The organism is Sinorhizobium saheli (assembly GCF_001651875.1).
Lineage (GTDB): Bacteria > Pseudomonadota > Alphaproteobacteria > Rhizobiales > Rhizobiaceae > Sinorhizobium > Sinorhizobium saheli.
On the sequence record NZ_LNQB01000065.1, the window covers coordinates 1 to 20,526 of the forward strand.

The following is a 20,526-nucleotide window of genomic DNA, read 5'->3' on the forward strand; positions in this document are numbered from 1 at the left end:
TCATGGCAGCACCTCCTGCCATGTTGAATCAGAATCCGACCGAAAGCGGAAGCCTGTTAATCAATAGGTCCTGAGCCTAGTTTCCAGATCCGCCGCGCATTTGCCGACAGGAGTTTTTCGCGCTCGTCGTTGCTGCAGCCCTCAAGCAGCGCGTGGGTCGCCGCCACCCAGGTCGACAGGCTGCCGCCGAGCGTGCAGACCGGCCAATCGCTGCCCCAGACGACCCGATCCCAGCCGTAGGCGGCAATCGTGTGCTCGACATAAGGTCGGATCGAGGCGAGCGTCCAGTCTTCCTCGGCATAGGCGATGACGCCGGAGATCTTGGCGACGACGTTCGGCCGGCGGGCGATCTCCGACACGCGCTCCCGCCACGGCTGCTCGCCGCGCCCGCGGACGTCCGGGACGCCGCAATGGTCGAGAACGAAGCGGACGTCGGGCAACAGATCGACAAGTTCGATGGCCGTGGGGATCTGGCGCGGCAGCACGCAGAGATCGAAGGTGAAGCGGCTGCCCGAAAGCCGCTTCAGGTTCTCGCGGAAGAGGGCGCTCTCCGAAAGATCGTCCTGGACCACGTGCAGCACGCGCCGGAATCCCTTGACGAACGGATTGTGCCATTGCCGCTCGAGATAGGCGGCAAAGCCCTGGTCCTCCGGCCGGCAGGCAGCGATCGCACCCTGGAGGAGGCTCTGCGGTTCGCCCGCGAGGCGCAAGACCTCGTCCGTTTCGCACTCCATCTGGACGGGGTCGACGTCCACCTCCATGTGCAGCGAGCCGGCAATGCCGACGCGCTTCGCCTCCTCCGCATAGGTCGCATAGAGGAAATCGCGATCAAGTGCCGGAACGCCCGCGAGCCAGGGATAGCTCAGCGCGGACTTGTTGATCAGATGCAGATGCGTGTCGATTATCAAGGCTGCCCCTCCTTCGAGACAAGAACAGGTCGTTCAAATTCCGTTTGCGCGCGCGGCGCCACAGGTGCCGCGATCATCCTTGCGCAACATCCGCTCCCGCAAGCGCCGAAAGTTGCGCCGCGGTCTTGAGCAGCAGCGAGATGGTCTCGGCAATGTCGGGGGCGGAAGAGGCATTGACCAGCGGGATATAGGGGCACGTCAGCGCCGCGATGCTGCGTCCGTCCGGTCCAAGGATCGGGGCGGAGAGGTTGTAGACGCCGGCGGTCTGGGCGCTTGCCATCTTCACATAGCCACGCTCGCGGGTTTCATCGAGGCGGACGAAGAATTCCGGCGCAAGCTCGATCTCCTCCCGGCTGCGCACATGCTCGGAAATCATCATATCCCGCTCCTCCGACGATCGGAATGCCAGGAGCACATGGCCCGAGCCCGTATCGAACAAGCTGATATGCGAGCCGACACGGATCGATATGCCCCAGTAGTCCGGCGCTTCCTGCTGCGCGATGACGACGGCCGATCCGCGATCGAACACGGCAAGGTGATTGGCCTGCTTCGATCGCTGGGCGAGATCGCGCATCAGCGGCGTCGCGAAGGAGACGAGCCGGCGCACCGGCGCATGCAGGTGCGCGAGCCCGAAGAGCTTCAGCGTCAGCGAATAGAGATCGCCGTCGCTTCTCGTCACGTAGCCGCGGCGCACGAGCCGGTCGAGCATGCGGTAGAACTCGTTGGGGCTGCGGTTCAGTCTTTTGGAGATCTCGGCCTGCGTCAGTCCGCCGTCGACGCCGGCCAGGAGCTCCAGAATGTCGAGGCCCTTGTCGAGGGCCGGAGCGCGATATCTGTCGGGCTCGTCGCTGTCCATTTCGCATTTTTCCCGATGAAGTTGGGCAGAATGTGCACTCACCCGAAGGAAGTGCCATTGATCTCCTGTGAATTTGCTGTTTGTATATGAATGATTTTCTCACCAATGAGAAGCTAATTCAGCGGAAGGAGACTTGAATGAACAGGCTGCTTGCCTTTGCGGCACCCGCGGTCGATGCTGCCGACCCGGCGGCTGATCCGATCTTGGTCGTCGAACGCAAATCACAGGGAACCATGCAATGACAGCGAACCTTGCCGGAAAGGTCGTCCTCGTCACCGCCGCTGCGCAGGGGATAGGACGTGCAACCGCACTCGCCTTCGCAAGGGAAGGCGCCACGGTCCACGCGACCGACATCAACATGGAGGCGCTTGGGTCGCTGGAGGGCGAGGGCATCAGGACCCATCGCCTCGACGTTCGCGACACCCGAGCGGTCGAGGCGCTGGTGGCGGACATCGGCGCCGTCGACGTGCTCTTCAATTGCGCCGGCTTCGTGCATTCCGGCTCGGTGCTGACGATGAAGGACGAGGATCTCGAGTTCGCCTTCGACCTCAACGTCAAGTCGATGATCCGGACCATCCGGGCGGTGCTCCCCGGCATGCTCGCGCAGAAGGACGGGGCGATCATCAACATGGCCTCGGTCGCCTCCAGCATCAAGGGCGTGCCGAACCGCTTTGCCTACGGCGTGACGAAAGCGGCCGTCATCGGCCTGACGAAGTCGATCGCCGCGGATTATGTCGGAGAGGGCATCCGCTGCAACGCCATCTGCCCGGGCACGGTTGAAAGCCCGTCGCTCGAAAGCCGAATGCGCGCGCAGGGCGACTACGAAAACGCCCGCGCCGCCTTCATCGCCCGTCAACCGATGGGGCGCCTCGGCACGCCAGAGGAGATCGCCGAGCTTGCCGTCTATCTCGCCGGCGCGACCTACACCTCCGGACAGGCCTATGCCATCGACGGCGGCTGGACCATCTGACATTTCACAAGGAAAACAGGCATGAAATTTCTTCGTTATGGCGAGCCGGGCCGCGAAAAGCCGGGTCTTATCGATTCCAAGGGTGTGCTCCGTGATCTTTCCGGGCACGTGACGGATCTGGCCGGGGACGCCCTCGACCCCGAGCGGCTCACCAAGCTCGGCGGATTGGATGTCGAGACCTTGCCGGTGGTCGACGGCAATCCTCGGCTCGGCCCCTGCGTGGCGGGGACGGGCAAGTTCATCTGCATCGGCCTCAACTATTCCGACCACGCCGCCGAGACCGGCGCGACCGTGCCGCCGGAGCCGATCATCTTCATGAAGGCGACCTCGGCCATCACCGGCCCGAACGACGACCTCGTCCTGCCGCGCGGCTCGCAAAAGACCGACTGGGAGGTGGAGCTTGGCGTCGTCATCGGGCGGACGGCGAAATATGTGAGCGAGGCGGAGGCGCTCGATTACGTCGCGGGCTATTGCACGATCCACGACGTCTCCGAACGCGCTTTCCAGATCGAGCGCCACGGCCAATGGACGAAGGGCAAATCCTGCGACACCTTCGGCCCGACGGGCCCCTGGCTCGTCACCAAGGACGAGGTGGCGGACCCGCATAACCTGGCAATGTGGCTCAAGGTCAATGGCGAGACGATGCAGGACGGGTCGACCCGGACGATGGTCTATGGTGTTGCCTATCTCGTCTCCTACCTCTCGCAGTTCATGTCGCTGAGGCCCGGTGATATCATCTCGACCGGAACGCCGCCGGGCGTCGGCATGGGCATGAAGCCGCCGCGCTACCTGAAGGCCGGCGACGTCGTCGAACTCGGCATCGAGGGCCTCGGCAATCAGAAACAGCGCGTCCGCGCCGATGCCTGAACCCGTATGAGCGGAGCAACCATGACCCGCATCACCGATCTTCGCGTCTTCGACCTGCGCTTCCCGACCTCGGCGAGCCTAGACGGTTCGGACGCCATGAATCCGGATCCGGACTACTCGGCCGCCTATGTCATTCTCGACACCGACCGGCCGGGGCTGGCGGGTCATGGTCTAACCTTCACCATCGGCCGCGGCAACGACATCTGCTGCATGGCGATCGAGGCGATGCGACACCTGGTCGTCGGCCAGGAGATCGGCCAAATCCTCGAACACCCGGGCCGCTTCTGGCGGCACCTGACGAGCGACAGCCAGTTGCGCTGGATCGGCCCCGAGAAGGGGGCGATCCATCTGGCGACCGGCGCCATCGTCAATGCCGTATGGGACCTTCTCGCCAAGGAAGCCGGCAAGCCGGTCTGGCGTCTCGTCAGCGACATGTCGGCGGAAGAAATCGCCGACATCGTCGACTACCGCTACATCACCGACGCGCTCAGCCGCGACGAGGCGGTCGAGATACTGCGGCGCGCCGAACCCGGCAAGGCCGAGCGGATATCCATCCTCGAGCGGGAAGGATACCCCTGCTACACCACCTCCGCCGGCTGGCTCGGCTATGACGACGACAAGCTGCGGCGTCTGGCGCAGGAAGCGGTGGACGCGGGCTTCAACCACATCAAGATGAAGGTTGGCCGCGATCTCGCCGACGACATCCGCCGGCTGACGATCGCCCGCGAGGTGATCGGCCCCGACCGTTACCTGATGATCGATGCCAACCAGGTCTGGGAGGTCGACCAGGCGATCGAATGGGTGAGGAAGCTGAGCGCCGCCAAGCCCTTTTTCATCGAGGAGCCGACGAGCCCGGACGACGTCGCGGGCCATCGCAAGATCCGGGCGGCAATTTGCCCGGTCAAGGTCGCGACCGGCGAGATGTGCCAGAACCGCATCATGTTCAAGCAGTTCATCGCCGAGGGCGCGATCGATATCGCTCAGATCGACTCCTGCCGCATGGGCGGGCTGAACGAGGTGCTGGCCGTGCTGCTGATCGCCGCCAAATACGGCGTGCCGGTCTGGCCGCACGCCGGCGGCGTCGGCCTCTGCGAATATGTGCAGCACCTGTCGATGATCGACTATGTCGCCGTGTCGGGCACCAAGGACGGCCGCGTCATCGAATATGTCGATCATCTGCACGAGCATTTCGTCGACCCCTGCGTCATCCGCAACGCCGCCTACATGCCGCCCGAGCGCCCGGGCTTCTCGATCGAGATGAAGGCGCAGTCGATCGCTGACTATACTTTCAATGGTTGAGCTCAGTCAAAATTGCCCCTCTCCTCGGGTTAAGCCGGGGAGAGGGCTTAAGGACGTGCCGCGAGTCCCTTCTCCCCGTCAAACCGGGAGAAGGTCGCGGCAGCGGGATGAGGGGCATTCATGGAGCGCCCGCTCCCACGCTTGTGACCAACCGGCTCCCAAAAGTCACATCGCTGTGAGCCCCGCACGCGCATGATGACTCGGCCGCCCCCTTGCCCTAGGTCGAATGCATGACCAGGCTGATCTTCGTTATCCTCTCGGTCCTCGCGTTCCTGTCGCCCGCTGCCGCGCAGGAGCCGTCCTCCGTCACTGCCCTGCTGAACGACCTCGCCGAACGAGCCGAGCTGAAGCCGCTGAAAACCGTCGTCGTCGCCCGTGACGGCGAAACGATTGCCGAACAGGGCTATCGCGGACACACGCCATCGGAATCGACCAATATCAAATCGGCATCGAAAGCGATCGTTTCCGCGCTCGTCGGCGTGGCGATCGGCAAGGGCCTGCTCGAAGGTCCGGAGCAGAAGATCGCTCCCATTCTGAAGAAGGATCTCCCTTCCCCGGCCGATCCGCGCATCAACGACATCACCATCGGCCACCTGCTCTCGATGCAGGCCGGATTGGGCCGGATGTCGGGCCCGAACTACGGCCGCTGGGTTTCGAGCAGCAACTGGGTCCGCTTCGCGCTGGCGCAGCCCTTCGATGACGAGCCGGGCGGGCGAATGCTCTATTCCACCGCATCCACACATCTGCTTTCGGCGATCCTGACGAAGGTCGGCGGCAAGTCGACGCTGGCCCTCGCGCGCGACTGGCTCGGCCCGGTCGACGGATTTCGGATCGATGCCTGGGAGCGTGATCCGCAGGGCATCTATCTCGGCGGCAACCAGATGGCGATGAGCGCTCGCTCGCTGCTGGCCTTCGGCGAGCTTTACCGCAACCGCGGCCGCACGGCCGACGGCCGGCAGGTCGTCCCGGCCGATTGGGTCGACCTTTCCTTTCAGGTGCGCACCGCCTCCCGCTTTACCGGTGACGGCTATGGCTACGGCTGGTTCACGCGCCGGATCGGCGGCGAGGATGTCCACTATGCCTGGGGCTATGGCGGCCAGATGCTCTATATCGTGCCGTCGCGGCAATTGACGGTCGTGATGACCTCGGACGAAAGCGGGCCTTCGGCGCGCAACGGATACCGGGACGCGCTCCACGCCGTGCTGGCGGAGATCATCGAGGCGACCGCGGCGGACTGACGGCTTCCCGCGATATTGCGGCAACGCGAAGGCGATGGGCCTCTTCGCGTTGCCCTTGGCAAATTCTTCTATTTCGCAAGCGGCGTCATATGAGCGGCAAGGCTCATGCTGTCGGCTGTTTGGTCTTCCTCAGATAGGGAAGAACGGTGTCGAACGAACCGAAGCGCTGGATCGCATCCTCGTTCGAAACGGCGGCGGTGATGATGACGTCCTCGCCCTGCTGCCAGTTCGCCGGCGTCGCCACCTGATGCTTGGCGGTGAGCTGGATCGAGTCGATGGCGCGCAGGATTTCGTTGAAGTTGCGGCCGGTGGTCATCGGATAGGTGAGGATCAGCTTGATCTTCTTGTCGGGTCCTATGACGTAGACCGAACGGACCGTGGCGTTGTCGGCCGGTGTCCGGCCCTCGGAGCTGTCGCCGGCGCCGGCGGGCAGCATGTCGTAGAGCTTGGCGACCTTCAGATCGCGGTCGCCGATCAGCGGATATTCCACATCGAAGCCGGTCGCGACCTTGATGTCGTTCTTCCACTTGGCATGGCTTTCGACCGGATCGACCGAGATGCCGATGATCTTGACGCCGCGTTTGCGGAACTCGCCCTCGATCCCGGCCATCGCACCGAGCTCGGTGGTGCAGACGGGCGTGAAGTTCTTTGGATGGGAGAAGAGCACGGCCCAGCCGTTGCCGATCCAGTCATGGAAGTTGATCGTTCCCTGCGTTGTCTCGGCGGTGAAATCCGGGGCGGTATCGTTGATGCGGAGGCCCATGGTTTGCTCCTTTCTGGTCGGTCAAATTTTGCTAAGAATAGCCTAATCGCAGCGGTTTTCGAGGAGGAAACGCGCAGTCCTTAGCGGTAAAGGGAATAGCCGCTTCGCCGCATATCGAATTGCGAGAAAAACATCCTCAACAGGGCGCGAGGCTGCAATCTCCAGGCGAGTCGATGGGGCGGGCGGGTCCGCGCGTTGACATCCCCGCACTGCCGTTCCATAGATGTGTTCCACATTCCGAGGGGAGCACCAAACGGTGCTGAGACGGCGGTGAGCCGGACCCTTGAACCTGATCCGGATCATGCCGGCGTAGGAACGGAAAGAAGGTCGCGCTCCGCGGCCGGCCAGCCACTTCGTCGTCATTGCCTGGATCTCCACGCCCCGCCGGGAGATAGATGATGTGCCTTCTCTTGTTGCCTGCTGTCAACGTCCGCTGCGATCGAGCACCGCAGGAGCGGGCATGACGGCGATCGCTCTCACCATCGCCGGATCGGACTCCGGCGGCGGCGCCGGCATCCAGGCGGACCTCAAGACCTTTTCGGCACTCGGCGTCTATGGCGCGAGCGTCATTACCGCGATCACCGCCCAGAACACGAGGGGCGTCACCGCAGTCGAGGACGTTTCCCCGCAGGTCGTCGCGGCACAGATCGATGCGGTCTTTTCCGACCTCGAGGTGGGCGCGGTCAAGATCGGCATGGTGTCCCGCCGGGAGACGATCAGCGTCATTGCCGAGGGGCTGCGCCGGTTCGGCAAGCGGGCCGTCGTCGATCCGGTGATGGTCGCGACCTCCGGCGACCGCCTGCTTCGGCCGGATGCCGTCGCCGCGCTGATGGACGAATTGTTGCCGCTTTCCGTGATCGCAACACCCAACCTCGCCGAAGCCGCGCTCATGACCGGGCGCGCGGTGGCGGAGGATGAACGGGAGATGGCTCGCCAGGCGGAAGCGATCATGAAAAGCGGTGCACAGGCGGTGCTCGTCAAGGGCGGGCACCTGGAGAACGGCGATGCGACCGACCTCTTCCTCGACGGCGACCGCCTTCTGAGCTTTCCCGCGCCGCGCATCAATACCGTGAACGACCACGGCACCGGTTGCACGCTCTCTGCCGCGATCGCCGCCGGCCTCGCGCTCGGAAAGCCGCTTGTCGATGCAGTCCGCGATGCCAAGGCCTATCTGCACGCCGCCATTTCCGCCGCCGACGACTTGACGGTGGGAGAGGGGCGGGGGCCGGTGCACCACTTTCATCGCTGGTGGTAGGCCCGCGCCGCTCCTGATACAGGCCGTCCCCACTTCTCCTTAGATCACCCCTCTACCTCAGGACGAAGACAGGAAATAGTACGAACTGCTACAATGAGCACGTCCGATAAGACGCGCGGCGCTGTGAAAGGCGCGATGCCTCGCTCCTGCCACGGTTGCGCCGCAGCATGAACCTGCTGGCTAACGAACGGCGATCGGTTTTGGCGATATGCGCTTCTTTATCCGTCGACTGGAGGCTTTCAACAGTGACGCGCTGCCGGATTGGCGGCGGTCGCCGGGCGCATGGCGGCGGCTTCTGATCCTGCCACGCCTCGCCGAGTACATCCTCTTCTATGCGCTGGCGCTCGTTGCGCTTGCAGTCGTCGTTCTGCTGATGATTGCTGCCTGGATCGTCGGCGTCGATCGCCGCAAGAAGGCCGGCCGGAGCGATGCGGCTCTTCCTTTGCGGTGACGTCATGACCGGGCGCGGGATAGGCCCGGTGCTGCTGCCCATCCTTGCGCCGCGCCGGTGGCGCGACGGTATTGGCCGGTAGCCGGTTCAGGCGGCCGTCGTCCGGTTTTCCGGAACGTCATGCTCGACATAGTACTTGCCGTAGCGATGCCGGTATTTTTCCGCGCCGCCGAAGTCGCTGTATTTGTCGAGTTCGTTCATGTCGGTCTTGTTGAGGATGACGCCGACGACCTTCGCGTCGATCTGCGGCTCGGAGTTGAGCAGGTCGCGCACGAGCCGCCTCGGCGTTCTTCCCCATTCGACACAGAAGAGGACGCCGTCGGCAAGCGGGGCAAAGGCCTTCGCATCGACGACCGGCGCGAGCGCGGCGAGATCGACCACGACATAGTCGAAGGAACTGCGCGCGTTGGCCATGAGGTTCGCCATGGCCGGCGAGGCAAGCAACTCGTTGCTCTGATGGCGATGATCCGAGGCGCCGCCGCCGGCCGGAAGGATGGCGAGCTTGGTGCGCTGGTCGACCTTGATGCCGGCGGGCCAGGTCGCCTCGCCGGTCAAGGCTTCCACGAGCCCGGAGCGCGGGGCAGGGGTGATCATGTGGGTGAGGCCGGGCTTGCGGATGTCGGCGTCGATCAGGAGCGTCCGTTTGCCGCTTGCCGCCAGAAGGGCGGCGAAATTTGCCGCGACGACCGATTTCCCCTCATCCGGCACCGCCGAGACGATGGCGATCACGCGGCATTCGTTGCCGGGCAGCACCTGGTCGCAGGCGAGCTTGGCGTTCCTGAAGGTTTCCGCGAAGGTCGACCGCGGCGCATCGAGGACGATGCGGGACAGGCGTTGCAGCGGCATGGCGTCCGCCGGGTTGTCCGGCCGTCGCTCCGAACCGAAATGCGCGCGCACGAGCTCCGCCTTCTTCTTCGTTCGCGTACCGACGAGCGGCACGTAGCCGAGCGAGCGATGGCCGAGGATCGAGCGCACGTCGTCCTCGAGGCGGAAGGTCCGTTCGCGGAATTCGAGGAAGGCCGCGCAGGCGCCGCCGGCCATCAAGCCGAGCACCGCGGAAAGCGCGAGGGTCAGGGTCTTCTTCGGGCTCGACGGTGAAACGGGGACGCCCGCCTCGGAGATGACGCGCGCCTTGGCGATCGGGAAGGAACGCTGCTGCGTCGCCTGTTCGTAGCGGCCGAGATAGGTTTCATAGAGCGTCTTCAGCGCCGCAGCCTGCTGCTCGAGCTCTCTCAGCCGCACGAGCGACTTGCTGGAGTCCGAGTTCTTGCCGGCGACATGCTGGATGCTCTTGCGGAGCGAGGCTTCGCGCGAGCGGGCGACCTCGAATTCGTTCTTGTAGCTTGCCGTCAGCTGCTTCAGTTCCTGATAGATCTGCCGGCCGACATCGGCCTGTTCGGCCCGGAGCGATACCGCCTGAGGGTGATCCTCGCCGAAATTCTGCGTGATTTCCCGCTCGCGCTTGCTGATGTTGAGGTAGCGCGTCCTCAGCTCGCGGATCACCGAGTTGTCGCCTTCCTTGGGGGAGATGGTTGCATTGTTGACCGCACCCTCGGGCCCCTGGTCGATGATCGACTTGAACTGGTCGTAGCGTGCCGAGGCGCTGGCCGTGTCGGCCTGGGCGACGATGAGCTGGCTGTTGAGATCGGCCAGTTGCTGCTCCGACATCAGTTCGCCTCGAGCGGCGGTCAGGCCGTTTTCGCTCCTGAACCGCTCGACCTCGAGCGCTGCCGCCTGCGATCGCTGCTGCAGATCGGTAAGCCGCTCCTGCAGCCAGACGGAGGCGCGCTCGGTGGCTTCGAAATTGGCGTTCAGCTGATCGGTGAGATAGGCGTCGGCATAGCCCTGCGCCACCGTCGCAGCGAGCCCGGGATCGCTCGAGGTGAACGTCAGGGCAACGACCGAGCTTCGCCCGACGCGCTCGACGGTCAGCGATCTCTGGAGAAGCGCCGCCGCCTTCTTTCGCTTGCCGTTGCGCACCTGGTCTTCGGTGAGCTCCGGACCGTCGGAGAAGAGGCCGGTGGTGGTCTTCACCCAGCCTTTGACGACTTCGACCGGCGAGCGGGGCGGGTTGAGGATGGTGTCGTTCTCGGCCAGGTTGAGCTTGTCGACGACGCGCAGCGCAAGCTCGCCGGATTTCAGGATCTCGACGGCGCTGGCAATCTGCGTGTCCAGCAACTGGCTGTTCACCGGCGTTGGCTCTTCCTCGGCGTATTTCGACAGGTTTTCGTCAAGCAGAACCTGCGTCATCGCCGTGTAATAGGACGTCGCGAACAGGAGATAGACGACCCCCAGCATGATGAAGAGCACAATGAAGGCCGCCACGAGCCTCGCCCGGCGGAGGACGACAGCCAGCAGCCGATCGAGATCGATGAAACCGTCTGACTGTTCTTCGCGGGGCATGATGCTGCTCAAGGGGGCGCTTCTCTGTTTCATGGGGGCCGTTCTGTTCATTTTGTTCTCCGGTCCTTGGCGCGGCGGTCCTCTCGGACCGCCGGAGGCCTTCGCTTATGCCGCCCGGATGCGGCTTTCGTGCGACAGGACGATTTCGCGCACCGACTCGAAAACGATGTCGCCGATGTCCGCCCGGTCCAGGGCAAAGGCGACATTGGCCTCGATGAAGCCCTGCTTGGAACCGCAATCGAAGGTGCGGCCTTCATAGGGATGGGCATGGAAGGGCTGGCTTTGCGACAGTGCCAGCATGCCGTCGGTCAACTGGATCTCGTTGCCGGCGCCGCGCGGCTGATGGGCGAGGATCGAGAATATCTCCGGCTGCAGGATGTAGCGCCCGTTGAGATAAAAATTGGAGGGCGCCTGTCCGGCCGCAGGCTTTTCGACCATCTCGGTCACGGCGAAGCCGTGCTGCACGCTCATGCCCTTGCCGACGATCCCGTATTTCGATGCCTCCTCCGGAGCGCACTGCTCCACGGCGACCACGTTGCCACCGACTTCGCGGTAGAGATCCATGAGGCCGGCCATGCAGCCGCGCGCGCCGAAGGAGACCATGTCCGGCAGCAGCAGCGCGAAGGGCTCGTCGCCGATCAGATCGCGGGCACACCAGACCGCGTGGCCGAGCCCGAGCGGGGCCTGCTGGCGCGTGAAGCTGACGGAGCCGGCCTTCGGCAGCATGGCTTCGAGTTCGGAGATCTGCGCGTTCTTGCCCGAGCGAGACAGCGACGAGATGAGCTCTGGCGTGTCGTCGAAATGGTCCTCGATCGCCTGCTTGTTGCGGCTGGTGACGAAGACGATGTGCTCGATGCCCGCCTGGCGGGCTTCGTCCACCGCATATTGGACGACGGGCCGGTCGACGATCGTCAGCATCTCCTTGGGCACGGCCTTCGTCGCGGGAAGGAACCGCGTTCCGTTTCCGGCAACCGGAATGACTGCTTTCCTGACGGTCCTGATAGGATTCATCCGTTTTATCCTTTGCTTGTATTGGGATCGTTGCCCAGCGGGGCCGGTTCGGCCGCCACCGTGACGGCGGCGGAAGGAAGGGGTGCGACAATCGCCGGCGGCGCTGCGAGGCGGCGCAATCGGGCGGCGATCGGCATGCGCAGGTGCCGAAGCGCGACAGGGTCGGCGAGCGCGGTCCTGAGCGCGCCCAGGAAGGACTTCTCCTTCAACTGTTCGACGAGGACGAGGAAGGAGCGCGCCTGACGAAAGCCGCGCGCGCGCCGGCGCTGCATCTTCGTGGAAGGGGGATCGAGCGGATAGCGCTGCAGGAACACCTCGTCCGCGGCCATCATCGCGTCGATGTGGTCGAGCCTCAGCACCCGCGATATGGAGCCGTCGCGGATATGATAGATGTAGCCGGCAGAAGGCTCGATCGCGCATCGGCCGCCGCAGGCAAGGGCGGACGCGAGCAGGATATAGTCCTCGCCGATGCGCAACGTCTCGTCGAAACGGAGGCCGTTCGCTTCGAGGAAGCGCCGCTCGAAGACCGGCTTCATGTAGCCGAAATTGTGTTCCGAGCGAAAAAGCACATTCGACTCGATGAAGGCGGGAAGGGTAAGCAGCGGCCGCCGGGCGAGTTCCGCCTCGCCAAACATTCTGACGCTGCGCCCGTCGATCGAAACGACGTCGAGATTGTCGACGACGATCTGCGCGGCGGCCGTCCTGGCCCGCCCGATCATCCGTTTGAGCCGGTCCGGCCGCACCGTATCGTCCGAATCGAGGACCGCGACCCAGGTGCCCCGCGCCGCGTCCAGCCCGGCATTGCGCGCGCCGCCCGGTCCGCGGTTCCGTTCCAGCGCGATCAGCCGGACGCGGGGATCGGCCATTGCCGTGACGAGGGCCGGGGTGGCGTCCGTCGAGCAATCGTCGACGACGATGACCTCTACCTCTACGCCTTGCTGCGAAAGCGCGCTGTCGATCGCCCGCATGATCGTATCTGCCGCGTTGTAGGCGGCGATGACGAAGGTGACGTCGGGATGCACGCTCATGGCGAGGTCGCCTCCCGGATGCCGTATTGCTCGATCGCCTTGTGCCCCAGCAGGCCGCTGAGGACGCCCGCATGGAGAAGCGCGCGCAGCGCATAGCGGTGCCGCCGGACGGTCGAGGGGAACGAGAGCGCCGCGCCGAGCGCGCAATAGCCGGCTTTTGCCGCGGCAAGGGCGACGTTCAGAGGCCGCCGCAGGCCGTTCGCCCTTTCCGCGAGGAGTCGGCCGTGCGTCTGGCCGGAGCGGAAGCGGCGCTTCGCGAGCCAGGCGAGGGTGGCTCTCTTCTCCGGCACCGGTTCATGCACCCAGGCTTCCGTCGCAAAGGCGATGGTTCCGCCGGCGCGGTGCATCCCGGTGAAGAAGTCCGTGTCCTCGCCGCCGCTCTTGCCGAGGGCGAGCTTGAAGCGGCAGCCGGAAAGCGACGGCGCCTGGCGCCTGAGCAGCGTATTGCAGGTGTAACCGGTGCGGATCTCGCCCTTGACCCAGACCGGCAGCGTCGAATGGAAATCGCCGCTGCGCATCCACGCGGGCGCCGAAGGTGCGTAATGCGCCCTGACGGGACCGAGAACGGCGTCGGCGCCGGTCTCACGCGCGGTTTCCAGGAGCCGTATCAACCAATCCTTCGAAGCGGTCTCGTCATCGTCGATAAAGGCGAGGAAATCGCCCTTGCCGTTGTCGAGGCAGCAATTGCGCGCGATGGAGATATTCGAGGCCGGGCAATGGACGTAGAGGATGTCGAACGGAATTTCCGCCCGCAGGCCCTCAACCAGGGGCTTGGCGCTCGGCTGGACGTCGTTGTCCGCGACGATGACACGGATGGTTGCGCGTTCGGGCACCGTCATGGCCGCGAGCGAGCGAAGCGTGTCGGCAAGTTCCGGCCGGCGAAAGGTGCAGACGCCGATGTCGATCTGGAGCGGCGCGGCCATCATTCGGTCACCCGGCGACGGAAATCGAGAAGTTCGCGCCAGAAGCCGGCGGACCAGGCGAGATGCATGACCATGGCGGAGACCGCGGCGAGCGGGCCGTAGGGATTGCGCTGCCCGAGCGCCATCCAGACGCCATAGCCGAGGCAGGCGGCCGCCCAGAGGCCGACGGGCAGCACCGCCATCCAGTTGACGACGGCAAGCAGCGCCCCGAAGGCGACGGGTGCCACCGCGAGCGGCAGCATCTGCCGGAGGCCGGGCATGGCACGGTGCTTGAGGATGTTCCTTGCGCGGCCGCGGCCGTAGCCGAAATATTGCCGGAAGAGGGGAAGGGGCTTGGCCCGCGGATAGTAGACCATGCTCGTCTTGTCGGTCATCCAGATCCGATAGCCGGCCTTTCCGAGGCGGTAGTCGAGTTCCGCGTCTTCGTTGTGGCTGAAGCTCTCGTCATAGCCGCCGACCGCCGTGAAGGCCGCCACCCGCATCAGCGCGTGATGGCCATGCTCAACCCAATGGCCGACGGCACCGCTGCGGTGTTTCGAGCCGCCGTTGCCGAGCGTGGAGTTCTGTGCGACGGCCGTCGCCTTCTGGAAGGTGCTGAAGCCGATGGTCTGCATCGCGACGACGACGGAGTCGGCGCCGGTCTCGAGCGCTTCCTCGACGAGCCGCGCGCAATAATCGTCCGGATAGGAGCCGTGGGCGTCGATGCGGATCAGGAAGTCATGGTCCGTGCCCAACTCGCCGACGGCGCGATTGACCGCGGCGCTCTGGATGCGCTTCGGGTTGTCGAGGAAGAGCACCCGCGGGTCTTCGTCGGCAAGGCGCCGGGCGATCTCGCGCGTCCCATCGACGCTGCCGCCATCGGCGATGACGATCGCGGCGTTGAGCGGGTCGAGCGACGGACGCAGCTTTTCGACCAGCGCCTCGATATGGGAGGCCTCGTTGAGGCAGGGTATGACGATGAGGCTGGACGTGGACGTCACGGCATCTGAACTCATAAAAGGCCACCTTCGTTGTGACGGGGTTCCGTTATCGCCGCACTCGGGATCCTGCATGGCGTTTCATGGGCAAGCGCCGCCAGCCGTCGGACAAGCGCTTCGCAATCGCCACGGTCGAACACCCACGTCCCGGCGCTGCAGCGATTGATGCGGCCCGCGGCTTCGGCGTAGCTCTCCGGCGTCATCGGACCGAGGAGCGTGGCAAGGCTGTCGGCGTCGGGCTCTTCGAGCACGAGGCCGATCCCCCGCACGGACAGGAACCGTGCCGTCTCGGTGCCCTTCATGGCGATCGGAACGCGTCCGTGCCGGCAGCCTTCATAGAGCCGGTTGGGCAGCAGCCAGGCGGAATTCTGGCCCTCCTCGAAGAAGTCGATCGCCCAGGTGAAATGCACGTCGCCGTAAATGCCGGCGAGGTCCTCCGGATTGCGATAGGCGCCCTCGAAGCGGATGAACGGTTCACCGCGCACGAAACCGTCGAAATCCTCGAACTCGGAATAGGCGGGCCGGCCGCGCAGGACGACCTCGAAGCGGCCCTCCATCCGGCGGGAAAAATCGGCGAGCAGGGCAAGCGACTTGCGGCAGCGCAAGGCGCCGAACCAGCCGATCTTCCACGGTGCGCCGGGCAGTGGGGGTTCGGCCGGCGGCGCCGGGCCTTCCGACGCGCCGTCGATGTCGAGCACCTTGTTCTCCAGGAGCACCGGCGGCGCGTCGATGCCGGAGAGGGGACGGAAATAGTGCTCGATGAAGGCGGGCGAACTGGTGACCAGCCAGCGTGCGTTCCGGCCGAGCTGGGCTTCAGCCGCCCGCAAGGCACGGCCGATGAGATCCTTGCGCAACATGAGCCGGTGAATGTCCAGGCATTCGTAGACGATCGGAACCTCGCCGCCGAAGAGCGCCACGGCCCTTTTCGCGACCGCCAGCATTTCGAGATTGCGGGCGATGATGACATCGGGCTTTCGGACGTCGCGAAGCCTGTTTTTCAACGACACGCATGCGCCGGCGACGGCACCGAGCCGCTGGGCGAAACGGCCATCAGCCGTGGTTCCGAGCTCGATCGGCTCGACGCCGTGGACGGCGGCGAGCGGATTGGCGCCCCGGCGGAAGCCGGCCAAGGTTACGCTCGCGCCACCCGAAACGAGCGTAAGGGTCCTGCGTCGCACCGCAGGATCGGCGAGATCCTGCGCCAAGTAGAGTATCTGCAGCATGAAAACATCCGTTTCCCTGCCCAGCCCCGGCCGAGCATAGTTCGATTTCTTGTGCACTGCAATAAGTCGGATTAAATGCGCCTCAATTGCGCATTTGCTCGGCTTCCGCCCGCTCCAGGTGGCAGGCGACCGACTCGGCGAACTGGCACTCGTCGCCAAGTGCCGTAAACGCGACGCGGTCGACCTGAAGCTTTGCCGGTTCCTTGTAGGAGAAGGTGCCCATCCAGTCGGTGAGCGTGTCCGTCCCCCAAAGGCTGAAGAAGATCTTCTGGGCGTTCACCGGAATCTTGGCGGGGTCCGTGACCTCGTGGACCATCTCGCCATTGACGTAGTAGCGGATCCGGTCCTTCTCCCAGACGAAGGCATAGTCGTTGAAGCCCTGGTTGGCGCCGCCGGGCACGTCGGCCAAAAATTCGTTGCCCCCCTTAGCCGAGACGTACTGGTTGATCTGTACCTTCGCGGTGTTCTTGCCGAGCACCTCGAAATCGATCTCGTCATGCGGCTTCTTGTCGGCAGGCCCGATGTAGGTGAAGAAGGCGGAGTTGAGCCCGGAGCCGTCGGCCGTCCTGATCCGCGCCTCGTAGGTGCCGTAGCCGAAGCGCTTGCGTGTCTGGATTTCGCCGCAGGCAAAATTGCGCTTGCCTTCCTTCCGCTCCTCGAAGGTCAGCTCCAGAATGCCGTTGACGGGCTTCACCTGCTTCTTTGACCAGGTGCAGTTCTGGTGTGCGCCGTTGTTCCATCCATCGGAAACGTACCAGACACGGCCGTCGAGCTCATCGAAATCGTCCAGGAAGGATTTGCCGTTGGCTCCCTCCTGCGCCATGGCGGCGGCTGCAGCACAGGCAAGGGGAAGCGCTGTGAAGAGGGCGCGTTGGCTAAGGCGCCAGAAGCGATCGGATATCATGGTCTGTTACCTTTGCTGTGGCGAACGGCCTGGCTGCGCACCTCGAGGGCGCTGCACGGCAATTCGTGTCGACCGGCGGCGGGAATGCCGGGCGGGGTGCGAAGCCGGTTTGATGCGCAAGGAGACATTCGCGTCCATACTCACGATTCAGTCACTCCCTATCGGGCAGCGCCGCGACGTCAGCCGTTTCCGAAGAGACTTGGGCCCGCGGGAGATAAGCTAGAGCATCCTCTAAGAAAAAATATGGCAGCAGCAGCAGCAAAATGACCAAAGCCATGCTGCAGTGCATTCGGCCGGCGAACTCATGGAAAGACGGCGCCGCTTCGCCGCACCGCGCCGCCAGCGAAAAAGCCCGGTTTCGCCGCATGTTGGAAAAGTTGTCCCCATCAAAATCCTGGGGCAATCCGCAGTTGAATGTCAGGTCCGTGAATTTTTCAGCGCACCCGATTTTTTCGCGCGAGACATGGCGATTTGGCGATCGCCGGCGCGCAGAATACGGCAAGGATAGGGCGGTGCTTGGGCCGTCGAACGTGCCCGAACGCGCAAGCGATTCGCGACACATGCTTGCGCGAACCACGCCCGTCACAAGGAAGAACCGGAAGCTTGTTAAGATGCGCGGCGCTGAAGCGTGGACGACCGCACCGCCCCCGATTACCCCTAAAATGTCTCTGGAAAACGCATCGGGAAAGCGCGAAAGTGGTTCTTATATTTTATTGCTTTCAGAACCAGTCCGGCCCGCCCTCAACCGGCGGGCCTTTTGCTGCCCTTGCGCGCGAAACCATTCAAGGTGGCGCGCTTCATGGTCGTTATTGGTCGTTCGGCTTTGCCGAGATCGTCTTGGTGTCGCTTTCGCGGAGCGGCTTCGTCATCTCGTCGACTTCGCTCTGGCGCCGGGCCGCCACCTCGGGCTCCTTCGATTTCAGCGACGGCATCAGGACCGCCGCGAGAACCCCGATTGGCCCGAGGATGCAACCGATCAGCAGCCAACGCAGGCTATGACCGCCCCTGACCGTGGCGATCACGGCGGTAACAATGGCGCACAGGATCCAGAGTTCGATTATCATTGGGCCTCGTTGCTGCTTTTCGCCGGTTCGCCCGCCAACATTGCCAATCGCATACCGGTCGGACGTATAGAAATCGATTGCAATGATCTTAGGTCGATTCGGTCTAAAATCATCGTGACCCGGAGTCGATTTGTCCGCGCCAGATTCCCGCACCGGCCGAGCGCGCGATCTCCTGGGCAGAGGCGTAAAGGCCGTTGCCATGAGTCTCCCGGTCGACGGCGTTACCGGTCTCGACCAGCCAGCGGTTTACGTCCATGCCGTCGGCCCGAAAGCACGTTCCCTTCGGGCGGCCATGGCGGTCGCGTCCGACGAACTCACAACGGGTCGGACGGGAGGCCGACAGAAATGCGGCAAGCGCCGAAGCCGACTCCGCTCCGCACCGGTAGTCTGCGCCCGATTCGTCGAGGCAGACATGCCACTTTTCCGGCGCATCGACGCCATTAAGTTGGATGCGTTGGCCACCGATTTCAATGGTATCGCCGTCGATCACGGAGGCGGTGCCAACGACGGGCTCCGCCGCGGTGGCGCCGTGGGGGAGCACGAGGCAGGTGAGCACCGCCATGGCGATGCGCATTGCTTCTCCGGTCGACCCGGATGAATTAGCACGCGCTCCCTCGTCATCGGGAGCGATCTCAGCGCCGGTCATGCCCCGTTCCTCATGCCCTCGTCGCCGATCAGGCTAACTCAGAAGGGACTGCCTTCGCATCCTTCAAAACTATGGGCAAAACTATGGGCGGAAGACATTGCGGTCGCAGATTTTTGCGCTGCGGCGCCGCGCGTCTTGTCGGAGGCGGAAGGGGCCGCAGCGCTTCAATTGCCGCATGTCATTGTCGTTAAATCGAGGCCGAACCGGGGAGACATGCAGCACCTTTGACAGCCACGGGAAAACGGCTGCCGCTCACGGGTTCAGTCGAACACAAACATGTAAAGCAGGATAATAACGATCAGGGGGACGCCCATCAGCCAGAGAATGATACCTTTCATCGCGCAACTCCATATTGCTGCCATCGATGCGGTAAACGCGGGGTAGGGGAAACCGTTCCTGCCGCGTCCATTTCGGCAACAAAAAAGGCCGGGCTAAGCCGACCTTTTTCATCTCGCTCGCCCGCCCTGCCAGTACATCCGTGGTCGCGCGGGCCCGAGAATTCCGCCCGGCCGGTCGGCGCTGCGCCAACACGAACCCGGAAATCCATCCTGGCATAAGTGGTTATCGGTGGAGGTAATTGCAAGGTCGCCGTCGCAGCCGCCGAGGTGAAGGCCACTATTTCGGGCCGTCGCTCGCGAACGCCTCGAACAGATAGCGGACGTCGCCCTTGCCGCCGAGGGCGAAGGGGGCCGGTGAGCGCGGGCGGCGAAAGCGTTCGGTCTTGTCGGCGAAAATGCCGCCGATGATGGCGGGCAGCGCGGCCGGGTGGGTCAAGGCATAGCCGAGCGCGCTGCCGAAACCCTGCTCGTTCTTGAGATCCAGGAAATGGCGCAATTCGTAACGGTCGCGAATATGGCGTTCGTGCCGCCACAACGCTGCCTCGGCCTCGCGGTTCAACGGGGTTTCGGCGAGGATTGCGCGGTCGGCCTCGTAGAGGCGCTTTAGGTCGTCCGTTCTGTGGCTGCCGCTCAGCGAATTGCCGCGCACGACGGCGGCGTAGCCGCAACTGTGGATGATCTTGTAGCGCGCCCCCCGCGCGAGCGCGTGCGTATAAAGGTTGTAATCTTCTCCGAGACGCAGGCTCTCGTCATAGCGAAGTCCGTGCTGGTCGAGGAAGGCGCGCCGCATCAGCGGCTTTAAGAAACCGATCTCGCCGCGCCGGACGCCGCGCCGCGAGATATTGCCTTCGACGAAGCCGACAAGATCGATGAGCCGCGGGCTTGGGGCGAAGCGGTCGACCCTGCCATGCGCGCTTGCCGCCTGGGCGGCATCGATGAAGGCGATGTTGTCGGCGATGAAATCCCAGTCTCCGTGGGCTAGAAGTTGCCGCAGACGGCCGGGGAGGAAGAAATCGTCCGCGTCGAGCACGCCGAGAAGCGGGGACTGCGAGATCGAGATCGCGTGATTGCGTGCCGCGGCGGGCCCGCGGTTCTCATCGAACCGAACGACGTTCAGCCGCCCCGTCCCATCGTCGCAAGCGCGTGCCGCAGCGGCGGTACCGTCGGTCGAGCCGTCGTCGATAACGACGATTTCCGCCGCTTCCGGTTCGGCAAGCGCCGAGCGGATCGCCCTGGCAATCGTGTCGGCGGCATTCTTCGCCGCGATGATGATGCAGATGTTTGCGGCTGCGGTCATGAGGCCTCCAGCGTGTCAACGGATGCGCCGGCGTGGAGCAGGCTCCGCCGGACGTCCTGCATGAACCCGTCTGTACGAACCGGTCTACGGACGGGAATCATGCAG

19 protein-coding genes and 1 riboswitch are annotated in these 20,526 nt (G+C 64.2%); of the genes, 6 read left to right on the forward strand and 13 right to left on the reverse strand.

From position 1 onward, the window contains the following. Positions 1 to 56: 56 nt before the first annotated feature. Entirely contained in the window at positions 57 to 908 is an 852-nt protein-coding gene (locus tag ATB98_RS07770) for an amidohydrolase family protein (RefSeq protein WP_066871500.1), read from the reverse strand. Between the two features lie 73 nt (positions 909 to 981). Then, positions 982 to 1,764 carry an IclR family transcriptional regulator gene (locus ATB98_RS07775; protein ID WP_066871503.1) on the reverse strand — a complete coding sequence of 261 codons (783 nt, stop codon included), beginning with the start codon at positions 1,762 to 1,764 and terminating at the stop codon, positions 982 to 984. Positions 1,765 to 2,002: 238 nt separating this feature from the next. On the opposite strand from ATB98_RS07775, the gene ATB98_RS07780 reads away from it, so the two are divergent. The 4 genes from ATB98_RS07780 to ATB98_RS07795 all read left to right on the forward strand — a co-directional run bounded on the left by ATB98_RS07780 (position 2,003) and on the right by ATB98_RS07795 (position 6,138). Beyond that, complete coding sequence (locus tag ATB98_RS07780) at positions 2,003 to 2,734, forward strand: SDR family oxidoreductase (protein ID WP_066871506.1); 732 nt, start codon at positions 2,003 to 2,005, stop codon at positions 2,732 to 2,734. Positions 2,735 to 2,755: 21 nt separating this feature from the next. Further along, on the forward strand, positions 2,756 to 3,601 hold the full coding sequence (locus ATB98_RS07785) for a fumarylacetoacetate hydrolase family protein (protein WP_066871509.1): 846 nt from the start codon (positions 2,756 to 2,758) through the stop codon (positions 3,599 to 3,601). A gap of 21 nt (positions 3,602 to 3,622) precedes the next feature. Next, positions 3,623 to 4,900, forward strand: a complete 1,278-nt coding sequence (locus ATB98_RS07790; RefSeq protein ID WP_066871512.1) for an L-fuconate dehydratase — start codon at positions 3,623 to 3,625, stop codon at positions 4,898 to 4,900. Positions 4,901 to 5,130: 230 nt separating this feature from the next. Then, positions 5,131 to 6,138, forward strand: a complete 1,008-nt coding sequence (locus tag ATB98_RS07795; protein ID WP_066871515.1) for a serine hydrolase domain-containing protein — start codon at positions 5,131 to 5,133, stop codon at positions 6,136 to 6,138. A 103-nt stretch (positions 6,139 to 6,241) separates the two neighbouring features. Here ATB98_RS07795 and ATB98_RS07800 read toward each other — a convergent pair whose 3' ends face one another. After that, complete coding sequence (locus ATB98_RS07800; protein ID WP_066871518.1) at positions 6,242 to 6,901, reverse strand: peroxiredoxin; 660 nt, start codon at positions 6,899 to 6,901, stop codon at positions 6,242 to 6,244. Between the two features lie 230 nt (positions 6,902 to 7,131). Beyond that, positions 7,132 to 7,234, forward strand: a riboswitch (TPP riboswitch). A gap of 127 nt (positions 7,235 to 7,361) precedes the next feature. Here ATB98_RS07800 and thiD point away from each other — a divergent pair. Together thiD and ATB98_RS07810 are read left to right on the forward strand one after the other, a co-directional pair. Then, positions 7,362 to 8,156, forward strand: coding sequence for a bifunctional hydroxymethylpyrimidine kinase/phosphomethylpyrimidine kinase (gene thiD / locus ATB98_RS07805; protein ID WP_066871521.1), 795 nt, complete (start codon positions 7,362 to 7,364; stop codon positions 8,154 to 8,156). Between the two features lie 208 nt (positions 8,157 to 8,364). Beyond that, positions 8,365 to 8,607, forward strand: a complete 243-nt coding sequence (locus tag ATB98_RS07810) for a hypothetical protein (RefSeq protein WP_066871524.1) — start codon at positions 8,365 to 8,367, stop codon at positions 8,605 to 8,607. An 87-nt stretch (positions 8,608 to 8,694) separates the two neighbouring features. Here ATB98_RS07810 and ATB98_RS07815 read toward each other — a convergent pair whose 3' ends face one another. The 10 genes from ATB98_RS07815 to ATB98_RS07865 all read right to left on the reverse strand — a co-directional run bounded on the left by ATB98_RS07815 (position 8,695) and on the right by ATB98_RS07865 (position 20,421). Beyond that, the gene (locus ATB98_RS07815) at positions 8,695 to 11,061 is read right to left on the reverse strand and encodes a polysaccharide biosynthesis tyrosine autokinase (RefSeq protein ID WP_066871527.1); all 2,367 of its coding nucleotides are present in this window, start codon (positions 11,059 to 11,061) and stop codon (positions 8,695 to 8,697) included. A gap of 54 nt (positions 11,062 to 11,115) precedes the next feature. Beyond that, on the reverse strand, positions 11,116 to 12,021 hold the full coding sequence (locus tag ATB98_RS07820) for a UTP--glucose-1-phosphate uridylyltransferase (RefSeq protein ID WP_066871530.1): 906 nt from the start codon (positions 12,019 to 12,021) through the stop codon (positions 11,116 to 11,118). Between the two features lie 5 nt (positions 12,022 to 12,026). After that, entirely contained in the window at positions 12,027 to 13,049 is a 1,023-nt protein-coding gene (locus ATB98_RS07825) for a glycosyltransferase family 2 protein (RefSeq protein WP_066871533.1), read from the reverse strand. Continuing rightward, positions 13,046 to 13,972, reverse strand: coding sequence for a glycosyltransferase family 2 protein (locus ATB98_RS07830; protein ID WP_407695288.1), 927 nt, complete (start codon positions 13,970 to 13,972; stop codon positions 13,046 to 13,048). Before ATB98_RS07830 ends, ATB98_RS07825 begins: the two co-directional genes overlap by 4 nt. Continuing rightward, positions 13,972 to 14,967, reverse strand: coding sequence for a glycosyltransferase family 2 protein (locus ATB98_RS07835; protein ID WP_066871539.1), 996 nt, complete (start codon positions 14,965 to 14,967; stop codon positions 13,972 to 13,974). Before ATB98_RS07835 ends, ATB98_RS07830 begins: the two co-directional genes overlap by 1 nt. Next, positions 14,964 to 16,172 carry a glycosyltransferase family protein gene (locus tag ATB98_RS07840; RefSeq protein WP_066871542.1) on the reverse strand — a complete coding sequence of 403 codons (1,209 nt, stop codon included), beginning with the start codon at positions 16,170 to 16,172 and terminating at the stop codon, positions 14,964 to 14,966. The genes ATB98_RS07835 and ATB98_RS07840 overlap by 4 nt, the downstream gene beginning before the upstream one ends. A gap of 82 nt (positions 16,173 to 16,254) precedes the next feature. Then, positions 16,255 to 17,076 carry an endo-1,3-1,4-beta-glycanase ExoK gene (gene exoK, locus ATB98_RS07845; RefSeq protein WP_066871545.1) on the reverse strand — a complete coding sequence of 274 codons (822 nt, stop codon included), beginning with the start codon at positions 17,074 to 17,076 and terminating at the stop codon, positions 16,255 to 16,257. 806 nt (positions 17,077 to 17,882) lie between these two features. Continuing rightward, positions 17,883 to 18,140 (reverse strand): hypothetical protein, encoded by a 258-nt coding sequence (locus ATB98_RS07855; protein WP_066871551.1) that lies wholly within the window; start codon positions 18,138 to 18,140, stop codon positions 17,883 to 17,885. Positions 18,141 to 18,249: 109 nt separating this feature from the next. Further along, positions 18,250 to 18,714, reverse strand: a complete 465-nt coding sequence (locus ATB98_RS07860; RefSeq protein WP_066871554.1) for a thermonuclease family protein — start codon at positions 18,712 to 18,714, stop codon at positions 18,250 to 18,252. Between the two features lie 687 nt (positions 18,715 to 19,401). Next, positions 19,402 to 20,421 (reverse strand): glycosyltransferase family 2 protein, encoded by a 1,020-nt coding sequence (locus ATB98_RS07865; RefSeq protein WP_066871557.1) that lies wholly within the window; start codon positions 20,419 to 20,421, stop codon positions 19,402 to 19,404. Between the last annotated feature and the right edge of the window lie 105 nt (positions 20,422 to 20,526).